Raw genomic sequence first — 19,226 nt, forward strand, 5'->3', positions numbered from 1 at the left:
AGTTCTTCTCATGCGTTTCTCCTGTTCGTACTGGTGATACAGCTTCTCGAATTCTTCACCCCAGCATTCGTGGAGGCCTGGTGCTTCGTGCGGGCAGAAAAGGCTCCAGTCTCCGTTCTCTTCCACACGTTTCATGAAGAGATCCGGGATCCAGAGGGCGTAGAAGAGGTCGCGTGCGCGGAGCTCTTCCTTACCGTGGTTCTTGCGGAGGTCCAGGAATTCGAATACATCTGCATGCCAGGGTTCCAGGTAAATGGCGAAAGCGCCTTTGCGTTTGCCGCCGCCCTGGTCAACGTAGCGGGCAGTATCGTTGTACACGCGGAGCATGGGAATGATACCGTTGCTGGTGCCGTTGGTGCCTCCGATATAGGAGCCGGTGGCGCGGATGCCGTGGATAGAAAGACCGATACCGCCTGCGCTCTGGGAGATCTTGGCAGTTTGTTTCAGGGTGTCGTAGATGCCGTCGATGCTATCGTCCTTCATAGTGAGGAGGAAGCAGGAGCTCATCTGTGGTTTGGGGGTACCTGCATTGAAGAGGGTGGGCGTGGCATGTGTGAACCAGCGCTCGCTCATCATATGGTAGGTTTTGATAGCGGCTTCGATATCCTGTTTGTGGATGCCGATGGCTACGCGCATGTACATATGCTGCGGTCGTTCTGCTACTTTGCCGTCAACCTTGAGGAGGTAGGATTTCTCCAGGGTCTTGAAGCCGAAGTAGTCGAATGCATAATCGCGGTCGTAGATAATGGTGGAGTCGAGCAGCTCATGATTCTGCCGGATCACTTCCCATACATCGTCTGCAAGGAGAGGAGCGGCTTTGCCGGCTTTGGCGTCCCTGCATTCGTAGAGGAGCTTCATGGTTTCAGAGAAGCTCTTGATGGTATTTTTGTGCAGGTTGCTGATGGCGATGCGGCTGGCGAGCAGTGCATAATCAGGGTGCTTCACGGTGAGTGAAGCGGCAGTTTCTGCAGCGAGGTTGTCAAGTTCGGTGGTGGTAACGCCATCGTAGAGCCCTTCGATCACTTTCTTTGCCACGTCGATGGAGTTCACGAAGCGCCTGTCCAGACCATAGCAGAGTTTTTCAACGCGTGCTGTGATCTTGTCGAATTTGACAGATTCTTTTTTTCCGTTTCTTTTAACTACAAACATGATGCTGAATATTAATGGTGGTAGTAAGTATTAGTAATAATGGGTGCTTAGAAATCTTCTTCAAGCGTGAAGGTGTTGGCATCTTTTCCGCCGCCCATGACACCTGACTTCTGGTAATCGCCCACGCGTTTTTCGAAGAAGTTTGTTTTCCCTTCGAGGGAGATCATTTCCATGAAGTCGAAGGGGTTGGCGGTGTTGAACATCTTTTCACATCCCAGTTCCTGGAGCCAGCGGTCTGCAACGAATTCGATGTATTGCTGCATCAGTTTGGCGTTCATGCCGATGAGGTCAACGGGCAGAGCTTCAGTGATGAATTCTTTTTCGATGCGTACGGCGTCTCCGATGATCTTGTACACTTCTTCTTTAGGCAGCTGATTGCTGAGCATGCTGTAAAGAAGACAGGCGAATTCGCAATGGAGGCCTTCATCGCGGCTGATGAGCTCGTTGGAGAAGGTGAGGCCTGGCATGAGGCCGCGTTTCTTCATCCAGAAGATGGAGCAGAAGGAGCCGGAGAAGAAGATGCCTTCAACGGCAGCGAATGCCACCAGTCTTTCAGCGAAGGAGCCGTTCTCGATCCAGCGGAGAGCCCATTCGGCTTTCTTTTTCACTGCGGGAACAGTATCGATAGCATGGAAAAGGTGATATTTTTCCTGCGGGTCTTTGATATAAGTGTCGATGAGGAGGGCATAGGTCTCAGAATGGATATTTTCCATCATGATCTGGAAACCGTAAAAGCAGCGTGCTTCGGGCAGTTGCACTTCAGACATGAAGTTAACGGCCAGGTTTTCGTTTACAATGCCGTCGCTGGCTGCGAAGAATGCAAGTACATGTGAAATGAAATGGCGTTCGCCATCGTTCAGGGAAGCCCAGTCTTTCAGGTCTCCGCTCAGGTCAATCTCTTCGGCTGTCCAGAAACTGGCTTCATGCTTCTTGTACATTTCCCAAACTCTGGGATAGTTGATGGGAAGGATCACAAAGCGGTCTTTGTTTTCCTGTAAAAGAATCTCGTTTTCGTGTTGCATACTATCGCTTTTTAATTCACATTTAATGATCGCAGAAAAGGTAAGAGACAGCGATAATATGCCCTCTACTTCATTCCTGGAATAAAGTACAGGCACTTATCATAATTATGCATTTACCTTTAATGCGAAGGATTCAGCACAGATCATACCGGGCAGGTATCCTGACTTGTTTTTAGTCCCCATTCTGAGTGCGGGACCACCGGAGCTCCCATTGCCACAGGTGTGGTGGCGATGCCGGTGAACTTACAGTTGCGCAACAGTCCATGACTTACACATGGTTCCCCTGAATTCTCCCGGAGGCTGCGAACAGGTCCGGGAACCGGTACAAATTGCGTACAAGAGCGACTGCAAACGTAGTATCAGGGGGGGCGTTTTCCAATTTAACTTAATCACAGGATGTGTATAATTAATGGGGATTATATGGAAGTACAGGAATGATGCGGCTTGCGTCCGGCAAGTGCTTACAGCCCCTAGAATTAACCTTTGTTAACGCGTCTGCAATACACATTAAAAATATTGTTGATAAGTTCTACCGTATACAAACGTTCGTTACCTACTTTTGGATTGCCAAACAGATCCTGACATCAGACAACCATTTTTTTGAAGATGAAAACAACCAGCAACATCCTGCTATTGCATGAAGTTGGCATTCACGACATCGACACAGTCGGTGGAAAGAATGCCTCCCTGGGCGAGATGCTACAAAACCTCACCAATCTTGGTGTAAACATTCCCGGAGGTTTTGTCATCACAGTGAACGCCTACAATGAGTTCATTAAATTCAACAACCTCGATTCCACCATCCGGGCCCTGGTGAAAGAGATCGATTACAACAATGTGGAATCGCTTCGCCGCGCCGGCCTGCAGATCCGTAACCTCGTGCGTAACGCCAGGTTTCCACCGGAACTGGGTCAGCAGATCATTGAAGCCTACTACACGCTCTCTGCAAAGTATGACCAGCAAGGTACAGACGTAGCCGTGCGCTCCTCAGCCACTGCAGAAGACCTTCCCGATGCATCCTTTGCAGGACAGCAGGAAACCTATCTGAACGTACGTGGACCAGCCGCACTCATCGACGCCGTGCGTAACTGCTTCGCCTCTCTCTTTACCGACCGCGCTATCAGCTACCGCGAAACATTCAAGTACGACCACTTCCTGGTTGGCCTGTCCGTTTGCGTACAGAAGATGGTCCGCTCGGATCTCGGCAGCTCAGGCGTTGCCTTCTCACTGGATACCGAAAGCGGCTTCAAAGACGTGATCGTGATCAACGGCTCCTACGGCCTCGGTGAAATGGTAGTACAGGGAAGCGTATCACCCGACGAATTCCTCGTATTCAAGCCCACACTCGAAAAAGGATACAAATCCATTATCGAGAAAAAGCTCGGCATTAAAGACCAGAAAATGGTGTACGGTGATGACCCCGATGAACGTGTGCGCATCATCCCTACCGAAAGATCAGCACAGTACCGTTTCTGCCTCTCCGACGAGAATATCCTTAAACTCGCAGGTTGGGTGGCCATCATCGAACAGTACTACAGCAAGATCAAGAATTACTGGTGCCCTATGGACGTGGAATGGGCGCTGGACGGCCTCTCACAGGAACTCTTCATTGTGCAGGCACGCCCGGAAACCATCCATTCCCGCAAAAAGCACAATACCATCACTGAATATGTGATGAAGAACAAACCCGGGGACATTAAACCCATCGTAAAGGGAATTGCCGTAGGCGATAAGATCGGCGCCGGCAAGGTAAGCATCATGTTCTCCCTCGACAAACGCGTTGAAGAAGGACATGAGTTCAAAGAAGGCGATGTACTGGTTACCGACATGACCGATCCCGACTGGGAGCCGATCATGAAGAAAGCCTCCGCCATCGTTACCAATAAAGGAGGCAGGACATGTCACGCCGCTATCGTTGCGCGCGAAATGGGCGTCCCCGCTATCGTTGGTTGCGGCAACGCTACCGATATCCTCCAGGAAGGTCAGGAGATCACTATCTCCTGCGCCGAAGGCGATGAGGGTTTTGTATACAACGGTAAAATGGATTACGAAGTAACGGAAACCTCCCTCGATGATCTGCCGCAAACAGATACAGCACTCATGCTGAACGTGGCTTCACCGGCACTGGCATTCCGCTTCTCGCATATCCCTAACCGTGGTGTTGGCCTGGCTCGTGAAGAGTTCATCATCAACAATTATATCGGCGTTCACCCGCTGGCACTGATGCAGCACCGTGATCTGAACGATCCGGAACTCACCCGCAGCATCGAAAAGCTGATCAAAGGATATCAGAACGAAGAAGAATTCTTCATCCGCAAACTTTCATACGGCATCGCCAAGATCGCTTCGGCTTTCTACCCGAACAAGGTGATCGTTCGTTTCTCCGACTTCAAGAGCAACGAATATTTCAACCTGCTCGGTGGCAAACATTTCGAGCCACATGAAGAGAATCCGATGATCGGATGGCGCGGCGCCTCCCGCTATTACTCTGATGCCTATAAACCCGCATTCGGACTGGAATGTAAAGCTATCCAGCGCGTACGCGAAGAAATGGGCCTCTCCAATGTAGTAGTGATGATCCCTTTCTGCAGAACCGTATCGGAGCTGCTGAAAGTGAAAGAAACTATGAAGGAATTCGGATTGGTACAGGGTAAAGACGGTCTCGAGATCTACCTCATGGCCGAGCTGCCTTCCAATATCCTGATGGCGCGCGAATTCGCCGAGCATATCGACGGATTCTCCATCGGTTCCAACGACCTCACCCAGCTCACCCTGGGGCTCGATCGTGATTCCGCACTCGTGGCACATCTCTACGATGAACGCAACGACGCTGTGAAAAGAATGATCAGCATGCTCATCGACACCGCCAAAGAATGCAAGGTGAAAGTAGGCATCTGTGGTCAGGGACCTTCCGATTTCCCGGACTTTGCACAATTCCTGGTGGAAAAGGGGATCGACAGTATCTCCGTAACACCGGACTCCGTGATCAAAACAATCAAAGCCATCAGCGCTATTGAATCAACAGCTGCTGTGGTTTAATAATACGGATCCGCAAAAAAAGAAGCAGGGGCTCACCACAAAAGGTGAGCCCCTGTTTTATTTCGCAGTGCCCAGTCGCCCGCGTCCCCGCGAGTGACGGCAGCACACCAACATTCATCAATCATACTTTCTTCCCTTCGAGTACAAAAACTCCCGGAAAGAAAACCGGAAACTCAACTGCACAAAGGTTTCTTTGATGAGGTTGTTGGTTACGGTACCACGCTGTCCCGCTTCCAATGCCAGCCCGTAACTCATTTTGCCACCCAGGTAACCGCCATAACTAATGGTGGCGCCAACCTCATCGATAGGAGTATTGTTCACACGCAGGTAGCTCCTGTTGAAATAGCCGCCTACCTGCACATAGCTTTTTTCAAATTGCATATTCCATTGCTCCACCAGGTTGGAGACCTGCACGCCGGCTGCAATCCTGTAACTGTTGATCGTGCTCCAGTTTGAACCCCTTACCGGATCAGCGGCCCAGTCCTGGTAGGTATAATCCACCGAATAGGTAGTGCGTCCCTTGCTGGTCAGCGCCAGACCCAGGTCAAAGGTCATAGGTAAAGTGAAATGATCATTCGCCAGTATCTCTTCCTTCCTGATAGTGCTGCTTCCCTGGGTAATCGTAACGCTTCTTTCCCTGTTCAGGTCTGTCTTTGCCGCAAACTTCCCGCCTAAAGAATATTTCCAGTTCCTGCTCAGTTTTCCAAAGTAAATGGCGCCATATTCAAAGCGGAATTTGCTGTAGTAATCTTTCTTTTTTGTTTCGATGGGCTCCGTGGAATAGCTGGTCTGTAATTGTTCTGTCTGGTTTACAGATCCCGTCAGTATGGAGGTCCGAAGCCCCAGTGCAAGGTGCCTGCCCACATTGAAAGCATTGTTCCAGCTCACATTGTACACACCTCCATCTCCCTCATAAAGGGCATCATAATTTTCAGTGCTGCCTTCTATATTCAGTTTGGATCGATAAGAATAGTTCACGTAACTGTAGGGCATGAGACTGATGCCGGAAGTCCAGAAACTGTTCAGCTTAATGCCCACGGAAAAGTTCTTGATGAAGAGATCGCGACCGGTATTATTATCGCTGGTAATGGGTGTGCCTGCATAGCTCACTGTTTTTGCCGTAAGGCTTGCATTGCCCAGGAATACGCTTCTGTCGAGGCCCGCCAGCGACGCAGGATTCTTATTGAGCAAATGAAAGCCCGAGCTCATCAGAGCGGTACCGGAATTTCCCATGCCAGCCGTTTTATCATAGAACCTGTGCTCTATATCTCCGATACCATAAGTGGAGTAGGGGGAGTTGATGCTTTGCGCCCGGGAATGGATAGCGGTGATCATCAGTATGGAGAATGCTGTAAATCTGTATTGCATAAATGGGTTATTCAGTAGTGGTCAAAAGCGTGAGTTTCAGCTGGGTGATCCATTTCGGGTTTTGTTTGTTGCCGATCACGGCCCTGTTGAGCAGTTTGGTGGTACCCGGACTTTCCTCCAGCATGTACAATCCCATTTCTGCGCTATTGTTCTGCGTCAGCAGATACGCGATATAATGTGTTATATCGAAAGTGTAACTGGTATTGAGCCTGTATACATCATCGATATAGGGAGAAGCGGCCAGCGTGGCTTCGCCGGTAATATCAGTCAGGTTTTCGCCGATGATATTGGTGGCATTGGTCTGCGCCACAAATAATGTTTTCGGCAATGGAAAAGTATACTGGTCAAAGCTTCCTTCCACCGGCTTCAATATAAGTTGAGCTGATAACAACTGTATGGTTTTTCCGATGGTTTTAATATCCTGCAATGCCGGGAACTTCACTTTCAGCATTACACCGGTGCCCGTCTGCGTGTAAGCGACAGGATTGCTTTCATCGGGATAAAACTCTTCCTGCCCGTCCTGTTTTTTCTCCAGCGGTGTACCTGTTCTGTTTGTCAGGAGTTGATTGAACTGGTATTCACTTCTTGTCGGGTAAAAGTTGATCGTATGTTTTTCATAATAAGGCCAGGTGGTGTGATAATGTATCCTCATCACGGTGCTGCTATCGGTTTTGAATGAATACACCGCCCCGTTATTATTCGCATTCACTTTAATGGTGATGCCTTTCAGATAATTCAGGAACGACCCGGCATCCTGAAAAGCCGCATCCTTATCCCTGATCTTCTGAAACATTTCTGCGCCTTTGTTATCTGCGAGTTTAAAATACAATGAATCTCTGGATGGGCTCAGAGAGCGGCTTACGCTACCAAGGGCTGCCGGAGCCCAACTGAAACTGCTGGTGCTCCAGAGCCTGTTTGCGTAGGTGTAATCCGCGGCTTCGGTCATCTCATATGCTAAAAAGTCAAGTGTTTTACTTGTATCCCCGTACCATATTTTATTGGGTTGAGCCACCAGTGTCAGCGAATCATACACGGCATCCTCAGGTATCGTTGCATTCTGTGCCGCTTCCGGCAGGCCAACCTGGAAGAATGTCTGGGCGAGTGTTGGTCCCATCAGTGGGTCCACGCACCTGCCCACCAGCAGTACGCCATTACCCGAAGTGGGGAAGGAGTCTAGTACTACAGTAGAAAGAAAAGGAGTAACGGTATCGATGGTCAGGATCCTGGTAAAGCTATCGGGCAAGCCAGATCCAAACTGGATTTCTTTTTTCTGGCAAGCCAGAAAAGAAAAAACAAAACACGTTGTAACAATGATCCTGTAAACATTTCCGGGGGCATAAAATTGCTTGATCATTCCTGGGTTGTTCATTTGTCCGCAATATATCCGGCCACTTTTTCAGCATTTTGTTATTATATATCAGCCTCGCAATAAAATCGGCAGAACCATATTTTGCATCTGCGAGCCGCACCCGTACCTCTTCCTCCTCTCCTGAAATCGTCTAAATCCAGCGTGATCCCTCATTCGGTGTTGCACGCTCAGTGTGCCCTGCAAAGAAGGGATGGGAATTGCCGGGCCTTCAAACATACGATCCCAACGCCCGGCTATACACCTCTGCTTCAACATACCCCGCCACCGCCCATCAAAGTACAAACAGGTGTGGGTATGTTTTACAGCCCGCAATCCCATCCCTTCTTTGCCCAAAACAAAAACTAACTCAAAACACCTCCAATAGACAAAACACTCCATTTAGTCGATTTCCTCCCACCCCCCATCTATTTTGTGTTCTTCTTTGCGCAACCCCCAAATACTTTGCGCAAAAATTCACACAAATGAAACATCCCGTTTTACTCCTCCTATTCTCTTCCCTTTTCATTCTGAGTTCCTGCACCAAAAACGGTGATGACAGTGATGATGACCTCGTCGGCAACTGGGTGCGGAGTGAAGACTTCAGAGGCGATCCCAGAAGCGAAGCCGTTTCATTTGTCCTGGGCAACAAAGCGTATGTAGGCACCGGCCTCTTTGCCACTAACGGACAGTACAGTACTGAGTTCTATCGCCTGGACCTGGATCTTGGCTACTGGGAAAAGATCCCCGACTTCCCCGGTGAAATGCGGCGTGGCGCTGTGGCCTTTACTGCCAACGGAAAAGCTTATGTGGCCTGCGGGTTCAATGGCCCTGCCAACAAATTGCTGAACGATGTATGGGAGTATGATCCCGTTCAGAACACATGGACGGCTAAGAATCCCTTTCCCGGCGTGGCGCGCAGAAATGCTGTGGCATTTACGGTTAATGATAAAGGTTATATAGCCACGGGCTACAATACCAGTGCGCTATCCGACTGCTGGGAATACAACGCCACGGATGACAGTTGGACGGAGAAGGCCAGTATCCGTGGCCGTAAGCGTTCACAGGCCGTGGCTTTTGTAGTGGCCGGCAAAGCCTATATCTGCAGTGGCAACAATAATGGTGAAGCGTTGAACGATCTCCAGCTCTTTGATCCGGTGGCCAATAAATGGACTGATCTCCGCAAACTCACCAATGTGAGCGATGAAACTTATGATGATGATTACGCCAATATCGCACGTTATGGCGCTGTATCATTTACTGTCGGAAACAAGGCTTACCTGGCTACGGGCCGTGCCGGGTCACTGATATCGGATACCTGGGAGTATGAACCATCCACTGATCTCTGGACCAAAAAGACTTCCTTTGAAGGCACGGCACGCGAAGGCGCCACCGGCTTTTCTTTGAAAGACAGGGCGTTTGTACTTACAGGTCGCAGTGGCTCCGAGATCTTCGACAATATGTTCGAGTTCCGTCCATTTGAAGAACAGAACGATGATGACAACAACTAACCCGCATTTGTTATAGATAAGATAAAATAGCTGCTTTGGCAGGCGCTGCGATGTTTTGCATGCAGCGCCTTGCTAACTTGGCGGCTCAATTACACAATGAGAAAAGACAGTGCGCTTGACGTGTTCGCTTATGTGCTGGGCTTCAAACCTGCAAAAACGGTGGTGCATCGTCTGCTCATCATTTCATTGCATATCATCGGCTGGGGGCTCTTCCTTTCCATGCCGCTGCTGATCTACAGGATCGAGATCCTGGATACTTACTTTCTTTACAGGGAAGTGATCAACAAGGTTTTCCTGATCGCACTGTTTTATTTTCATTATTACTACCTTATCCCTCGTTTCTTCCAGCGCAAACAATATGGAAAATATTTCCTGACCATCATCGGCTCTCTGCTGATCATCTGCATTCAGCAACTGACAGTGGAGTCTATCATACAGAATAAATTCAGGACTATGTCGGGCATGGTGATCAGAGCTGGAGGTAACAGGATGTTTCATCGCCTGGCGCCGGTAGGCAAATTACAAATGGCTCCGTCCATCAGCGCAATTACCGTAAGCCCTGACAGTAACCTGATCAAAAGGGTAGAAGGGGATGGCGCTTTCGTGGAAAGCTTTGAATACAGAAGGGCTTTCAACCACAGCGAAACGGATACGGTGATCATGACGAGAAGCCGCACTTTTCCTGCCGGAGATTCCATGCATGAGCGATTCATGGAAAGACATTTTGCGGATGCAGGTCCGGCCGCACCCCTGATGCGGACTGTTCCTTTCGGTATGCCGGGGCCCATGAACACCCTGCATCTTTTCGGCACGGAGATACCGTTGATGGCGCTGCCCATGCTGCTGATGGATACGCTCACATCTGCCATCATCATTTTACTTATCAGCGGATTCATCAAACTGGCCAACTCGCTTCTCATCAGCGAAAAACAAAAGAAAGTACTGGAAACAGAAAGGCTCAATGCCGAGCTCAGCTTCCTGAAACTGCAGATCAACCCGCATTTCCTGTTCAATACGCTCAACAGCATCTATTCTCAGGCGCACCTGAAATCGGAACAAACGGAATATTCCATTCTCAAGTTCAGCCAGATCATGCGCTACGTATTGTATGATACCAGTACCGAAAAGATATCACTGAAAAAGGATATTGAATACATCAGTAATTATATCGACCTTCAGAAACTCCGCTTATCCAAAAACGTTACTGTGAAATATGAAGTGAGTGGCGATACTGATCATTTGCTGATCGCGCCATTACTACTGATCACCTATATAGAAAATGCATTTAAACATGGTGTAAGCTATTCCATCCCCTCCGAGATCAGGATCCGCATGGATGTGATCGGCAATTCTCTGATGCTGACCGTAACCAATGCCGTTACTTCTTCACGCCAGACGGGGCATGAAGGGGTAGGACTGATCAATGCCCGGAGAAGGCTGGACGTGTTATATCCCGGCAGGTACCTGCTGGATGTGGTAGACAATAAATCCCTCTACATTGTTAACCTCAAAATTGAACTGGAGCATGAAAATTAACTGCCTCATCATTGATGATGAACCCTGGGCCCTCGACCTGATGGAGGATTTTATTCAGAAGATCCCGTACCTGAAGCTGGTGGCAAGATGTGAGGGACCAATGGCCGCCAGACCTTACTTTGAGCAGGACGATATCGATCTCATTTTCCTGGATATCCGCATGCCGGACCTCTCGGGCATCCAGTTCCTGAAAACGCTCTCAAAAAAGCCTTCCGTGATCTTCGTTACTGCTTACAATGAATTTGCCGTCGAAGGATTTGAAATGGACGCCATCGATTACCTGCTTAAGCCTGTTCCCTTTGATCGTTTTGTAGCCGCCGTCAGCAAAGCATACGAATACATCAGTTACCGGAAAAACAGGAACGTAAATGCAAACGACGATTTCATCTTCATCAAAACTTCCCACAAGATCCAGAAGATATTCTACGAGGATATTATCTACCTGGAAGGACTGAAAGATTACACCCGTATACACCTGTCCGGTAGCCGGAAGCCCGTAGTAACTTTACAGAGCCTCAAATATTTCGAGAGCCGTTTACCTGCTACCAATTTTATCCGCATTCACCGTTCCTATATCGTATCACTGAGAAAGCTTGACACCGTATCCCGTAAAACGGTGTTCCTTGGCGAGACAGAACTGCCCTGCAGTGAGCATTACCGGGGTATCCTGTACAACCTCATCGGGGAAAAGTTGTAGGAATCAACGGGTTATCATTTTTCAACAGAATAGAATATCGTATAATATGTTAAAAACCCTAACTGAGGCGTAAATAAAATGCCACAGGGATGCATATTTTTGAGAAATACGTACATTTGCCACGGTTCAATTAGTAAAAATCCAGGATTGCGCTGCTAAACTTCAGCGCAATTTTATTTGAAGTATCCCGTTGATAGAAAATATGCGGTAGTAGCACGCATGATTTTTTACCCTAAAAATTGGAGAACGTGTCCATGCAAAAACCAAAGAAGTTAAGGCTGACCAGGATGGTCCAGGCAGCTGTGTTGGGGGTTCTGATTATTTTCCACTTTTCGTTCGTACCGTATACTACCGATGGAACTGTGGCCCCTTCACCTGAAGCGAAAACATTTTATTTCTCCCCTTCACCCATTGGCAGTATCGAATACAGTGCCATTGCCTGGTCATTGACCAAAATGGCGGTGTACGACAGCCTTCATCTGGAGGAGCAGGGACTGAGCCGTACCGTTTTCCAGATGGCCCTCAAGGGAATGGAAAAACTGAAAAGATCAGGCCTCGTACGCGATAATATTCTCTCAATTGCAGATTTCTCCAAACCAAGCAACGAAAAACGCCTTTTCGTTATAGACCTCAATAGTTGTCAGATGCTTTTCCATAGCCTGGTGGCCCATGGCAACCGCTCAGGAAAAGAATCCGCACGCGTTTTCTCCAATAAACCCAAAAGTAATGCCAGCAGTCTCGGTTTCTATGTAACCGGCAAACCTTACCAGGGCAGCAATGGTTATTCACTGAAATTACAGGGAATGGAGAAGGGTATCAATGACGCTGCATACCGCAGGGCCATTGTTGTACACGGTGCAGATTATGTGTCTGATTCCTGGATCAACAGCCAGGGTTATATCGGAAGAAGCCAGGGATGTCCCGCAGTTCCCAACGATATTTCCCGTCCGCTAATCGACGAGATCAAGGATGGCACTGTTCTCTTCATCTATCATCCAACTTCTGCTTATATTTCCCGTTCAAGGCTGGTGCGTTAAATGAAAACAAGGCTGAGTTATTCACATCCACATACTTCGTGGTAATAAAAAACCGTTTTCTAAACGGCCGCAGCGTTTATCTTTGACAATTAATTTTTTATTATGCTAAAGGTAGGCGTATTCGGCGTAGGCCATTTGGGTAAGTTCCATCTGAACAACTGGAAAGAGATGAAGGATGTTGAACTGGTTGGATTTTTTGACCCCTCAGACGATGCAGCACAACAGATTACTGAAAAATACGAGCTGCCCCGTTTCCTGGATGCCGAAATGCTCATGGATGCCGTGGATGCCGTGGATATTGTAGCGCCTACCACTTACCACTTCGACCTTTGCAGGAAAGCTATCCGGAAAGGCAAACATGTTTTTGTTGAAAAACCCCTCGCCAACACCATGGAGGAGGCCCGGGAACTGGTGAAACTGGTAAAGGAATCCAACATCAAATTCCAGGTAGGCCATGTGGAAAGATTCAACCCCGCCTTCCTCTCCCTGCAGGGGCTTGACCTGCAACCCATGTTCCTTGAAGTGCACCGCCTGGCAGAATTCAATCCCCGCGGCACGGAAGTGAGCGTGATCCTCGACCTGATGATCCATGATATCGATATAATCCTGAATCTGGTGAAGAGTGAAGTGAAGATGATCTCCGCCAGCGGTGTAGCTGTGATGACGGATACACCCGATATTGCCAACGTGAGGATCGAATTCAACAATGGCTGCGTTGCCAACCTCACATCCAGCAGGATCTCCATGAAGAAGATGCGCAAAATGCGTTTGTTTCAGAAAGATGCGTATATTGGTGTAGACTTTCTCAACAAGAAGTCTGAAGTGATCAAGCTCAAATCGCCACTCGATGTTGATGCCTTTTCCTTTGATCTGGATACACCACACGGAAAAAGGACCATCGCAGTGCTCAACCCACAGGTACCTGAAGTCAATGCGATAAAACAAGAACTGGAAGCATTCCGCGATTCAATTGCGACAAATACACCTACACGTGTGTCTGAAGTAGATGGTTACAGAGCCATGGACGTAGCGCATCAGATACTTCAGAAAATTAAAAACAACAGTATTGTTGCCTAAACCCTCAAAAGGGAACATACAAACTATTCATAGTGCCTGGTACCTGCTTAGCGATTATACGGCTGCAGTACTGGGGTGGATATTGTTTTATTTTGCCAGGCGATATTTCCTGCATGAACGCATCATGCTCGATGGTAAGATCTACCTGAACGACAGGTTCTGGGCCGGCATCATCCTGATCCCCATCGCCTGGGTGATCTTCTACGGAATGGTGGGCGCTTATCAGAGCCTTTACCGCAAATCCAGGCTCAGCGAGTTTTCCAGCACCTTACTTTGTACCCTGCTCGGCTGTACCCTCATTTTCTTTGCCCTGGTGATCAATGATCCCCAGCACCACTATACTTATTTCTATAGCGCACTCGGAACTTATATCGGCGCACAATTTCTCTTTACCTGGGCCGGCCGCTATTTTATCCTCAACCGGATAAAAAAGCAGCTGGTCCGTGGAAATGTACATTTCAACACCCTGCTGATCGGCGGCAACTCAGTGGCCACCCGCATCTTCAAGGAAACCCGCGAGGGCCTGGCAAATGCCGGTTATCATTATAAAGGATTCCTGGCGGCAGGGCAGGAGCCCAATGGTATCAGGGAATACCTGCCACAGTTCGGTTCGTATAAGGATATGAGTGAGGTGATAGATCAACGGCAGATCAAACTGGTGGTGATTGCAGTGGATAAGAACGAAAAACAGCAGATCAACCATATTGTGGAAGTGCTCAGCGAAAAGGACGTGGATGTAAAGATCGTGCCGGATACACTGGATATCCTCTCCGGAAGCGTTCGCACCAGCAATGTTACCGGCGCCCTGCTCTCCGATATCCGAACAGACCTGATGCCCGAATGGCAACAGAATATCAAACGTGTGATAGATGTGGTAGTGGCGCTGACCGGCCTCATCCTTTTATCTCCCTTCCTCGCATACGTGGCGCTCAGGGTCAGGTTCTCCAGTGCCGGCCCCATCCTGTACTCACAGGAAAGGGTAGGATACAGGGGAAGGCGTTTTCATATCCTGAAATTCAGGAGCATGTACCACCCCGCAGAAGTCAATGGCCCCCAACTCTCAGATACCGATGATCCACGCATCACCAAATGGGGCAGGACCATGCGTAAATGGCGTGTAGATGAATTGCCACAGCTATGGAATATCCTGAAAGGAGAAATGACCCTGGTAGGACCACGCCCGGAGCGAGACCATTATATCCGCCTCATCCAGCAGCAGACACCTTATTATAATTACCTGCTGAAAGTGAAACCCGGACTTACTTCCTGGGGCATGGTGCAGTTCGGTTATGCCAGCTCTGTAGACGAGATGATCACCCGCATGAAGTACGATCTGATCTATATCGAAAACGTTTCACTGGCGCTTGACCTCAAAATAATGCTGCACACTTTCCGCATTCTCTTTCTTGGCAAGGGGAAGTGATTTGCTTTGTATCTCCTCAGTAATCCCTTATTTTTGAAAAAAGGTACATTCGTGCACAGACTTCTACTACTATTGGGCTGCTGCCTGCTGCTTCAATCCTCTCTTCGCGCGCAATCCAACTACTGGCAACAGGAAGTTCATTATACTATAGATGTAAGTCTCAACGATAAAGACCATGCGCTGGATGGTTCCCTGAAACTGCAGTACATCAACCACTCTCCCGACACCCTCCGGTTCATCTGGTTCCATATCTGGCCCAATGCCTATAAAAATGACCGCACCGCTTTCTCTGAACAACTGCTGGAGAACGGCCGCAAAGACTTTTATTTTTCGGATAAGGAACAACGTGGGTATATCAACCGCCTCGATTTCCGCGTGAACAATGAACGCATCAGAACAGAGGATCATCCGCAATTTATAGACGTAATCAAGGTTTGGTTGCCCGCACCCCTGGCTCCGGGAGCTCAAACCCTTATCACCACACCCTTTCACGTGCAACTGCCGGCTGTGTTCAGTCGCAGCGGCTGGAAAGGACAGGCTTACCAGATCGCACAATGGTATCCCAAACCCGCTGTCTACGATAAATCCGGCTGGCATCCCATGCCTTATCTCGATCAGGGTGAGTTCTACAGTGAATTCGGCAGCTTTGATGTGCGTATCACCGTTCCTGAATACTTTGCCGTAGCTGCTACCGGCAACCTGGTAATGGGTTCTTACCTGCCACCCGCCGGCGCCGCATCTGCACCCAAAAAAGAAGAAAAGAAGAAATTTTCTATCCTGATGGAGAAGAAACCGGTGAAGAAAGCGGCACCCTCTCCCTTCAACAAGAATAAAAATAAAAAGGCAGCCCTGGCCATCACCGATGATCCGCCACCCGATAAACCTGTAAAGATTGAAACCCTGGCAGCCACACGCACCCTGCAGTTCAAACAGGACCGGGTACATGATTTCGCCTGGTTTGCCAATCCGGAGTTCATCCTGGATTCAGATACGCTGCAGCTGCCTTCGGGCCGCATCATCAAAGCCAATGTATTCCGGCTTCCGGCCAAAAAGGAAACCTGGAAACGTGGCCTCGGTATGTTGAAGGAAGCCATCCGCTGGCGTTCTGAACTGATCGGGGAATACCCCTGGGACGTGGTGAGCGTGGCGGAAACTCCCATGGGCTTCAACGGCGGTATGGAATATCCCACCATCACCAGCATAACGCCTGTGTCCAGCAGCGCCGACCTGGAAAAGCTGATCGGCCATGAAGTAGGGCACAACTGGTTCTACGGCGTGCTAGGTTCCAATGAGCGGGATAATCCGTGGATGGACGAAGGATTCAACACTTACTACGATAACCGTTTTAATGATAGCAAAGCTGTAAAGGAAGATGGCAACTGGATGACACGCCGCATTCCGGATAACGACCCGCGCCTTTTGGTGTCTATCGTCACCAAAGACAAAATAGACCAGCCCATCACTACCAAAGGCCCCGACTTTACCTTGCTCAACTACGCCGCAGTGGCTTACATGAAAACATCCATCTGGATGGCTGAGCTGGAAAAAACACTGGGCAAGCCGCTGTTCGACAGCTGCATGCGCACCTATTATCAAACCTGGCAATTCAAACATCCTGCACCGGAAGATTTCCGTAAAATAATGGAAGAAAGCTCCGGTCGTAACCTGGATAAGATCTTCAATGAGCTGGATCGTAAAGGAGATATTGCACCATACACTGGTCCGAAGAAACTCAAACCGGCTTTCATGTTCTCCTTCAAGGATAACGACAAAGTGAATTATATCAACTGGTTCCCGGCAATTGGTTACAATGCCTACGATAAGTTCATGGCCGGTCTCATTATTCACAATTACAATCCCCCTTTCCATAAATTCCGCTACGTGCTTACCCCGCTGTATGCCTTTGGCAGCAAGCAGGTCAACGGTGTCGGCAGGATAGGGTATACTTTTCTACCGGATAAGGGCGTACGAAAACTGGAACTCGGTCTTGGTGCAGCCCGTTTCTCCACTATGCAGGGAACGGACAGCAATTATAATCACGTGTACGGCAATTATTACCGCTTCACACCTCAGCTTCGTGTTACATTCGGCAGAAAAACAGCCCGCACCTCCCTCGAGAAATGGATCGAATGGAAAACCTTCATCCTGGGCGAACGTGGTTTCAATTATGCCATCAGCAGCAAGGATTCCATGTACCATCCTTACAAGGGTAAAACGGAACGCAGCTATGTGAACCAGCTCACTTTCAATATCACTGATTATCGCATTCTCTATCCTTATGATGCGCAGTTGCAGGTACAGCAGGGCGATGGCTGGTACCGTGCGCAGGCTACCGGTCACTACTATCTGAATTATGCTACCGGCGGTGGTTTGCAGGTTCGGGCCTTTGCAGCCAAATTCGGCTACCTGGGCGAGCGCACATCAGAGAAAGAATTCCGTACACTCCGCTATCAGCCCAAGCTCACGGCAGTACGCGGCAACGAAGACTATACTTACAGCAATTATTTTGTGGGAAGAAATGAACTGGATGGCGCCGGCAACCAGCAGATCATGATCCGTGATGGCGGTCTCAAGCTGCGCACCGATCTCTTCCAGGACTTACAGGGAAGGTCAGACAACTGGATAGCCTCCATGAACTTCAGCACCAGTCTTCCTGCCAAAATGTTTCCTGTTGAGTTACCTATCCGGTTGTTCCTGGATGTGGGGACCTACGCAGGGGCCTGGAAGAACAATGCTGCCACCAGTCGCTTTCTCTACGTGGGAGGCATTCAGCTGGTGCTGTTCCGTGATCTCGTTAATATCTACGCACCCCTGGTGTACAGCAAAGAGTTCCGCGACAATCTCAAAACCGTTCCTGAAGAGAATAAATTCCTGAAGAAGCTTTCTTTCAGTATCGACATTCAGCGGCTCAGTCCACGTAAAATGACTAACAATATCTATTCATTCTAAGGTCTCATGCAAGTTCTACCGGCCATACAGTACCTGACCCGCGAACAGCTGGACATCCATAAATGGGACCAGGCGATAGCTGCTGCCCCTAACGGTCTGCCTTATGCGTACAGTACCTACCTGGATCATATGAGCCGGCACTGGAGCGCACTTGTTTTGAACGATTACGAAGCCGTAATGCCGCTCACCTGGAATAAGAAATATGGCATTGCCTACCTGTACCAGCCTGCCTTCACGGCCCAGCTCGGCATTTTCGGCCAAAACCTCAGTGCCGGACTTGTAAAAGATTTCATCAGCGCCATTCCCAAAGAATTCCGTCTCATTGAAATAGAACTGAACCACGCCAACACTTCCCAGAATATCGCCGGTCTGTCCCTCCGCAACAATTACACCCTTAACCTGCGCTCATCCTACGAAACCCTTTCCAGCCAGTACCGCGACAATATCAAACGCAACATCAAAAAGGCTCATCAGCTCAACCTTCGTTATGAAACCGGCATTCCTGTTGCCGACGTGATCACCCTTTCCAAATCCCAAATGCAGAGCATTTCCAACCTCACCGACAGTGATTACCAGCATTTCCAATCCCTCTTCAACCAACTGGTAAACCAACAAAAAGCCATCGCCTGCGGCGTCTACAACGCTGCCAACGAGCTCATCGCCAGTTGTGCCTACGTGATCTCGAATGACCGTGCCTGTTATATCATGGTAGGTAATCATCCGAATGGCCGCACCAACGGGGCATCCCATTTTCTCATAGACCGCTTTATCCATCAACACGCCGGCCAGCCGCTTCTCCTCGATTTCGAGGGTTCCGATATCCGTAACCTTGCATTCTTCTACAGCAGTTTCGGTGCAACACTGGAAACATATGCATCTCTCCGCATGGATCGTTTGCCCTGGTATGTACTTTGCCTTCTCGGGTTTAAAAAACGAGTCTGGAAAACAAACCGCACCTTTTAGTGGTGCTATTGGTCGTTGTGGGGAAAGATCTGAGGTCTGGTAATTCTATTGAGCTTCTTCCCTTATGTTTTCAAGGACTCTTTTTTTCAAACCCTCGCCGGCATGACCCC

Annotated in this window: 13 protein-coding genes and 1 riboswitch; of the genes, 9 read left to right on the plus strand and 4 right to left on the minus strand. The window is 48.9% G+C overall.

Features of this window, described 5'->3' with window-relative positions:
* Both ACTHMC_RS16470 and ACTHMC_RS16475 read right to left on the minus strand, forming a co-directional pair.
* A partial coding sequence (locus ACTHMC_RS16470) for a ribonucleotide reductase N-terminal alpha domain-containing protein (RefSeq protein WP_440414660.1) occupies positions 1-1,149 on the minus strand: 1,149 nt, incomplete at its 3' end.
* Positions 1,150-1,196: 47 nt separating this feature from the next.
* Complete coding sequence (locus tag ACTHMC_RS16475) at positions 1,197-2,171, minus strand: ribonucleoside-diphosphate reductase small subunit (protein WP_440414662.1); 975 nt, start codon at positions 2,169-2,171, stop codon at positions 1,197-1,199.
* Positions 2,172-2,305: 134 nt separating this feature from the next.
* A riboswitch (cobalamin riboswitch) is annotated at positions 2,306-2,509 on the minus strand.
* 268 nt (positions 2,510-2,777) lie between these two features.
* Between ACTHMC_RS16475 and ppsA the strand changes: the two genes are divergently transcribed.
* Positions 2,778-5,210, plus strand: a complete 2,433-nt coding sequence (ppsA, locus tag ACTHMC_RS16480; protein ID WP_440414664.1) for a phosphoenolpyruvate synthase — start codon at positions 2,778-2,780, stop codon at positions 5,208-5,210.
* 117 nt (positions 5,211-5,327) lie between these two features.
* Here the strand turns inward: ppsA and ACTHMC_RS16485 are convergent, their stop codons facing one another.
* Positions 5,328-6,578, minus strand: a complete 1,251-nt coding sequence (locus tag ACTHMC_RS16485) for a hypothetical protein (protein ID WP_440414665.1) — start codon at positions 6,576-6,578, stop codon at positions 5,328-5,330.
* 7 nt (positions 6,579-6,585) lie between these two features.
* Entirely contained in the window at positions 6,586-7,821 is a 1,236-nt protein-coding gene (locus tag ACTHMC_RS16490) for a DUF4270 family protein (RefSeq protein WP_440414667.1), read from the minus strand.
* A 587-nt stretch (positions 7,822-8,408) separates the two neighbouring features.
* On the opposite strand from ACTHMC_RS16490, the gene ACTHMC_RS16495 reads away from it, so the two are divergent.
* The 8 genes from ACTHMC_RS16495 to ACTHMC_RS16530 all read left to right on the plus strand — a co-directional run bounded on the left by ACTHMC_RS16495 (position 8,409) and on the right by ACTHMC_RS16530 (position 19,116).
* Entirely contained in the window at positions 8,409-9,434 is a 1,026-nt protein-coding gene (locus ACTHMC_RS16495) for a Kelch repeat-containing protein (RefSeq protein ID WP_440414669.1), read from the plus strand.
* Between the two features lie 96 nt (positions 9,435-9,530).
* Complete coding sequence (locus tag ACTHMC_RS16500) at positions 9,531-10,970, plus strand: sensor histidine kinase (protein ID WP_440414671.1); 1,440 nt, start codon at positions 9,531-9,533, stop codon at positions 10,968-10,970.
* Positions 10,960-11,667, plus strand: coding sequence for a LytR/AlgR family response regulator transcription factor (locus tag ACTHMC_RS16505; RefSeq protein ID WP_440414673.1), 708 nt, complete (start codon positions 10,960-10,962; stop codon positions 11,665-11,667). The genes ACTHMC_RS16500 and ACTHMC_RS16505 overlap by 11 nt, the downstream gene beginning before the upstream one ends.
* 254 nt (positions 11,668-11,921) lie before the next feature.
* A complete protein-coding gene (locus tag ACTHMC_RS16510) occupies positions 11,922-12,704 on the plus strand; it encodes a murein L,D-transpeptidase catalytic domain family protein (protein ID WP_440414674.1) in 783 nt (260 codons plus the stop codon).
* A gap of 102 nt (positions 12,705-12,806) precedes the next feature.
* Positions 12,807-13,781, plus strand: a complete 975-nt coding sequence (locus ACTHMC_RS16515) for a Gfo/Idh/MocA family protein (RefSeq protein WP_440414676.1) — start codon at positions 12,807-12,809, stop codon at positions 13,779-13,781.
* Positions 13,774-15,204 (plus strand): sugar transferase, encoded by a 1,431-nt coding sequence (locus ACTHMC_RS16520; protein ID WP_440414678.1) that lies wholly within the window; start codon positions 13,774-13,776, stop codon positions 15,202-15,204. The genes ACTHMC_RS16515 and ACTHMC_RS16520 overlap by 8 nt, the downstream gene beginning before the upstream one ends.
* A 33-nt stretch (positions 15,205-15,237) precedes the next feature.
* Positions 15,238-18,153 (plus strand): M1 family metallopeptidase, encoded by a 2,916-nt coding sequence (locus tag ACTHMC_RS16525; RefSeq protein ID WP_440414680.1) that lies wholly within the window; start codon positions 15,238-15,240, stop codon positions 18,151-18,153.
* Between the two features lie 6 nt (positions 18,154-18,159).
* Positions 18,160-19,116, plus strand: coding sequence for a hypothetical protein (locus ACTHMC_RS16530; protein WP_440414681.1), 957 nt, complete (start codon positions 18,160-18,162; stop codon positions 19,114-19,116).
* Positions 19,117-19,226: the final 110 nt, after the last annotated feature.

It is taken from the genome of Pseudobacter sp., from assembly GCF_051955275.1.
Taxonomy (GTDB): Bacteria; Bacteroidota; Bacteroidia; order Chitinophagales; family Chitinophagaceae; genus Pseudobacter.

What these genes read in the sequence shown, in the direction of transcription:
- ACTHMC_RS16510 (WP_440414674.1), top strand. Translation starts at nt 11,922, where the DNA reads ATGCAAAAACCAAAGAAGTTAAGGCTGACCAGGATGGTCCAGGCAGCT.
- ACTHMC_RS16485 (WP_440414665.1), bottom strand. Translation starts at nt 6,578, where the DNA reads ATGCAATACAGATTTACAGCATTCTCCATACTGATGATCACCGCTATC.
- ACTHMC_RS16515 (WP_440414676.1), top strand. Translation starts at nt 12,807, where the DNA reads ATGCTAAAGGTAGGCGTATTCGGCGTAGGCCATTTGGGTAAGTTCCAT.
- ACTHMC_RS16495 (WP_440414669.1), top strand. Translation starts at nt 8,409, where the DNA reads ATGAAACATCCCGTTTTACTCCTCCTATTCTCTTCCCTTTTCATTCTG.
- ACTHMC_RS16500 (WP_440414671.1), top strand. Translation starts at nt 9,531, where the DNA reads ATGAGAAAAGACAGTGCGCTTGACGTGTTCGCTTATGTGCTGGGCTTC.
- ACTHMC_RS16530 (WP_440414681.1), top strand. Translation starts at nt 18,160, where the DNA reads ATGCAAGTTCTACCGGCCATACAGTACCTGACCCGCGAACAGCTGGAC.
- ppsA (WP_440414664.1), top strand. Translation starts at nt 2,778, where the DNA reads ATGAAAACAACCAGCAACATCCTGCTATTGCATGAAGTTGGCATTCAC.
- ACTHMC_RS16475 (WP_440414662.1), bottom strand. Translation starts at nt 2,171, where the DNA reads ATGCAACACGAAAACGAGATTCTTTTACAGGAAAACAAAGACCGCTTT.
- ACTHMC_RS16505 (WP_440414673.1), top strand. Translation starts at nt 10,960, where the DNA reads ATGAAAATTAACTGCCTCATCATTGATGATGAACCCTGGGCCCTCGAC.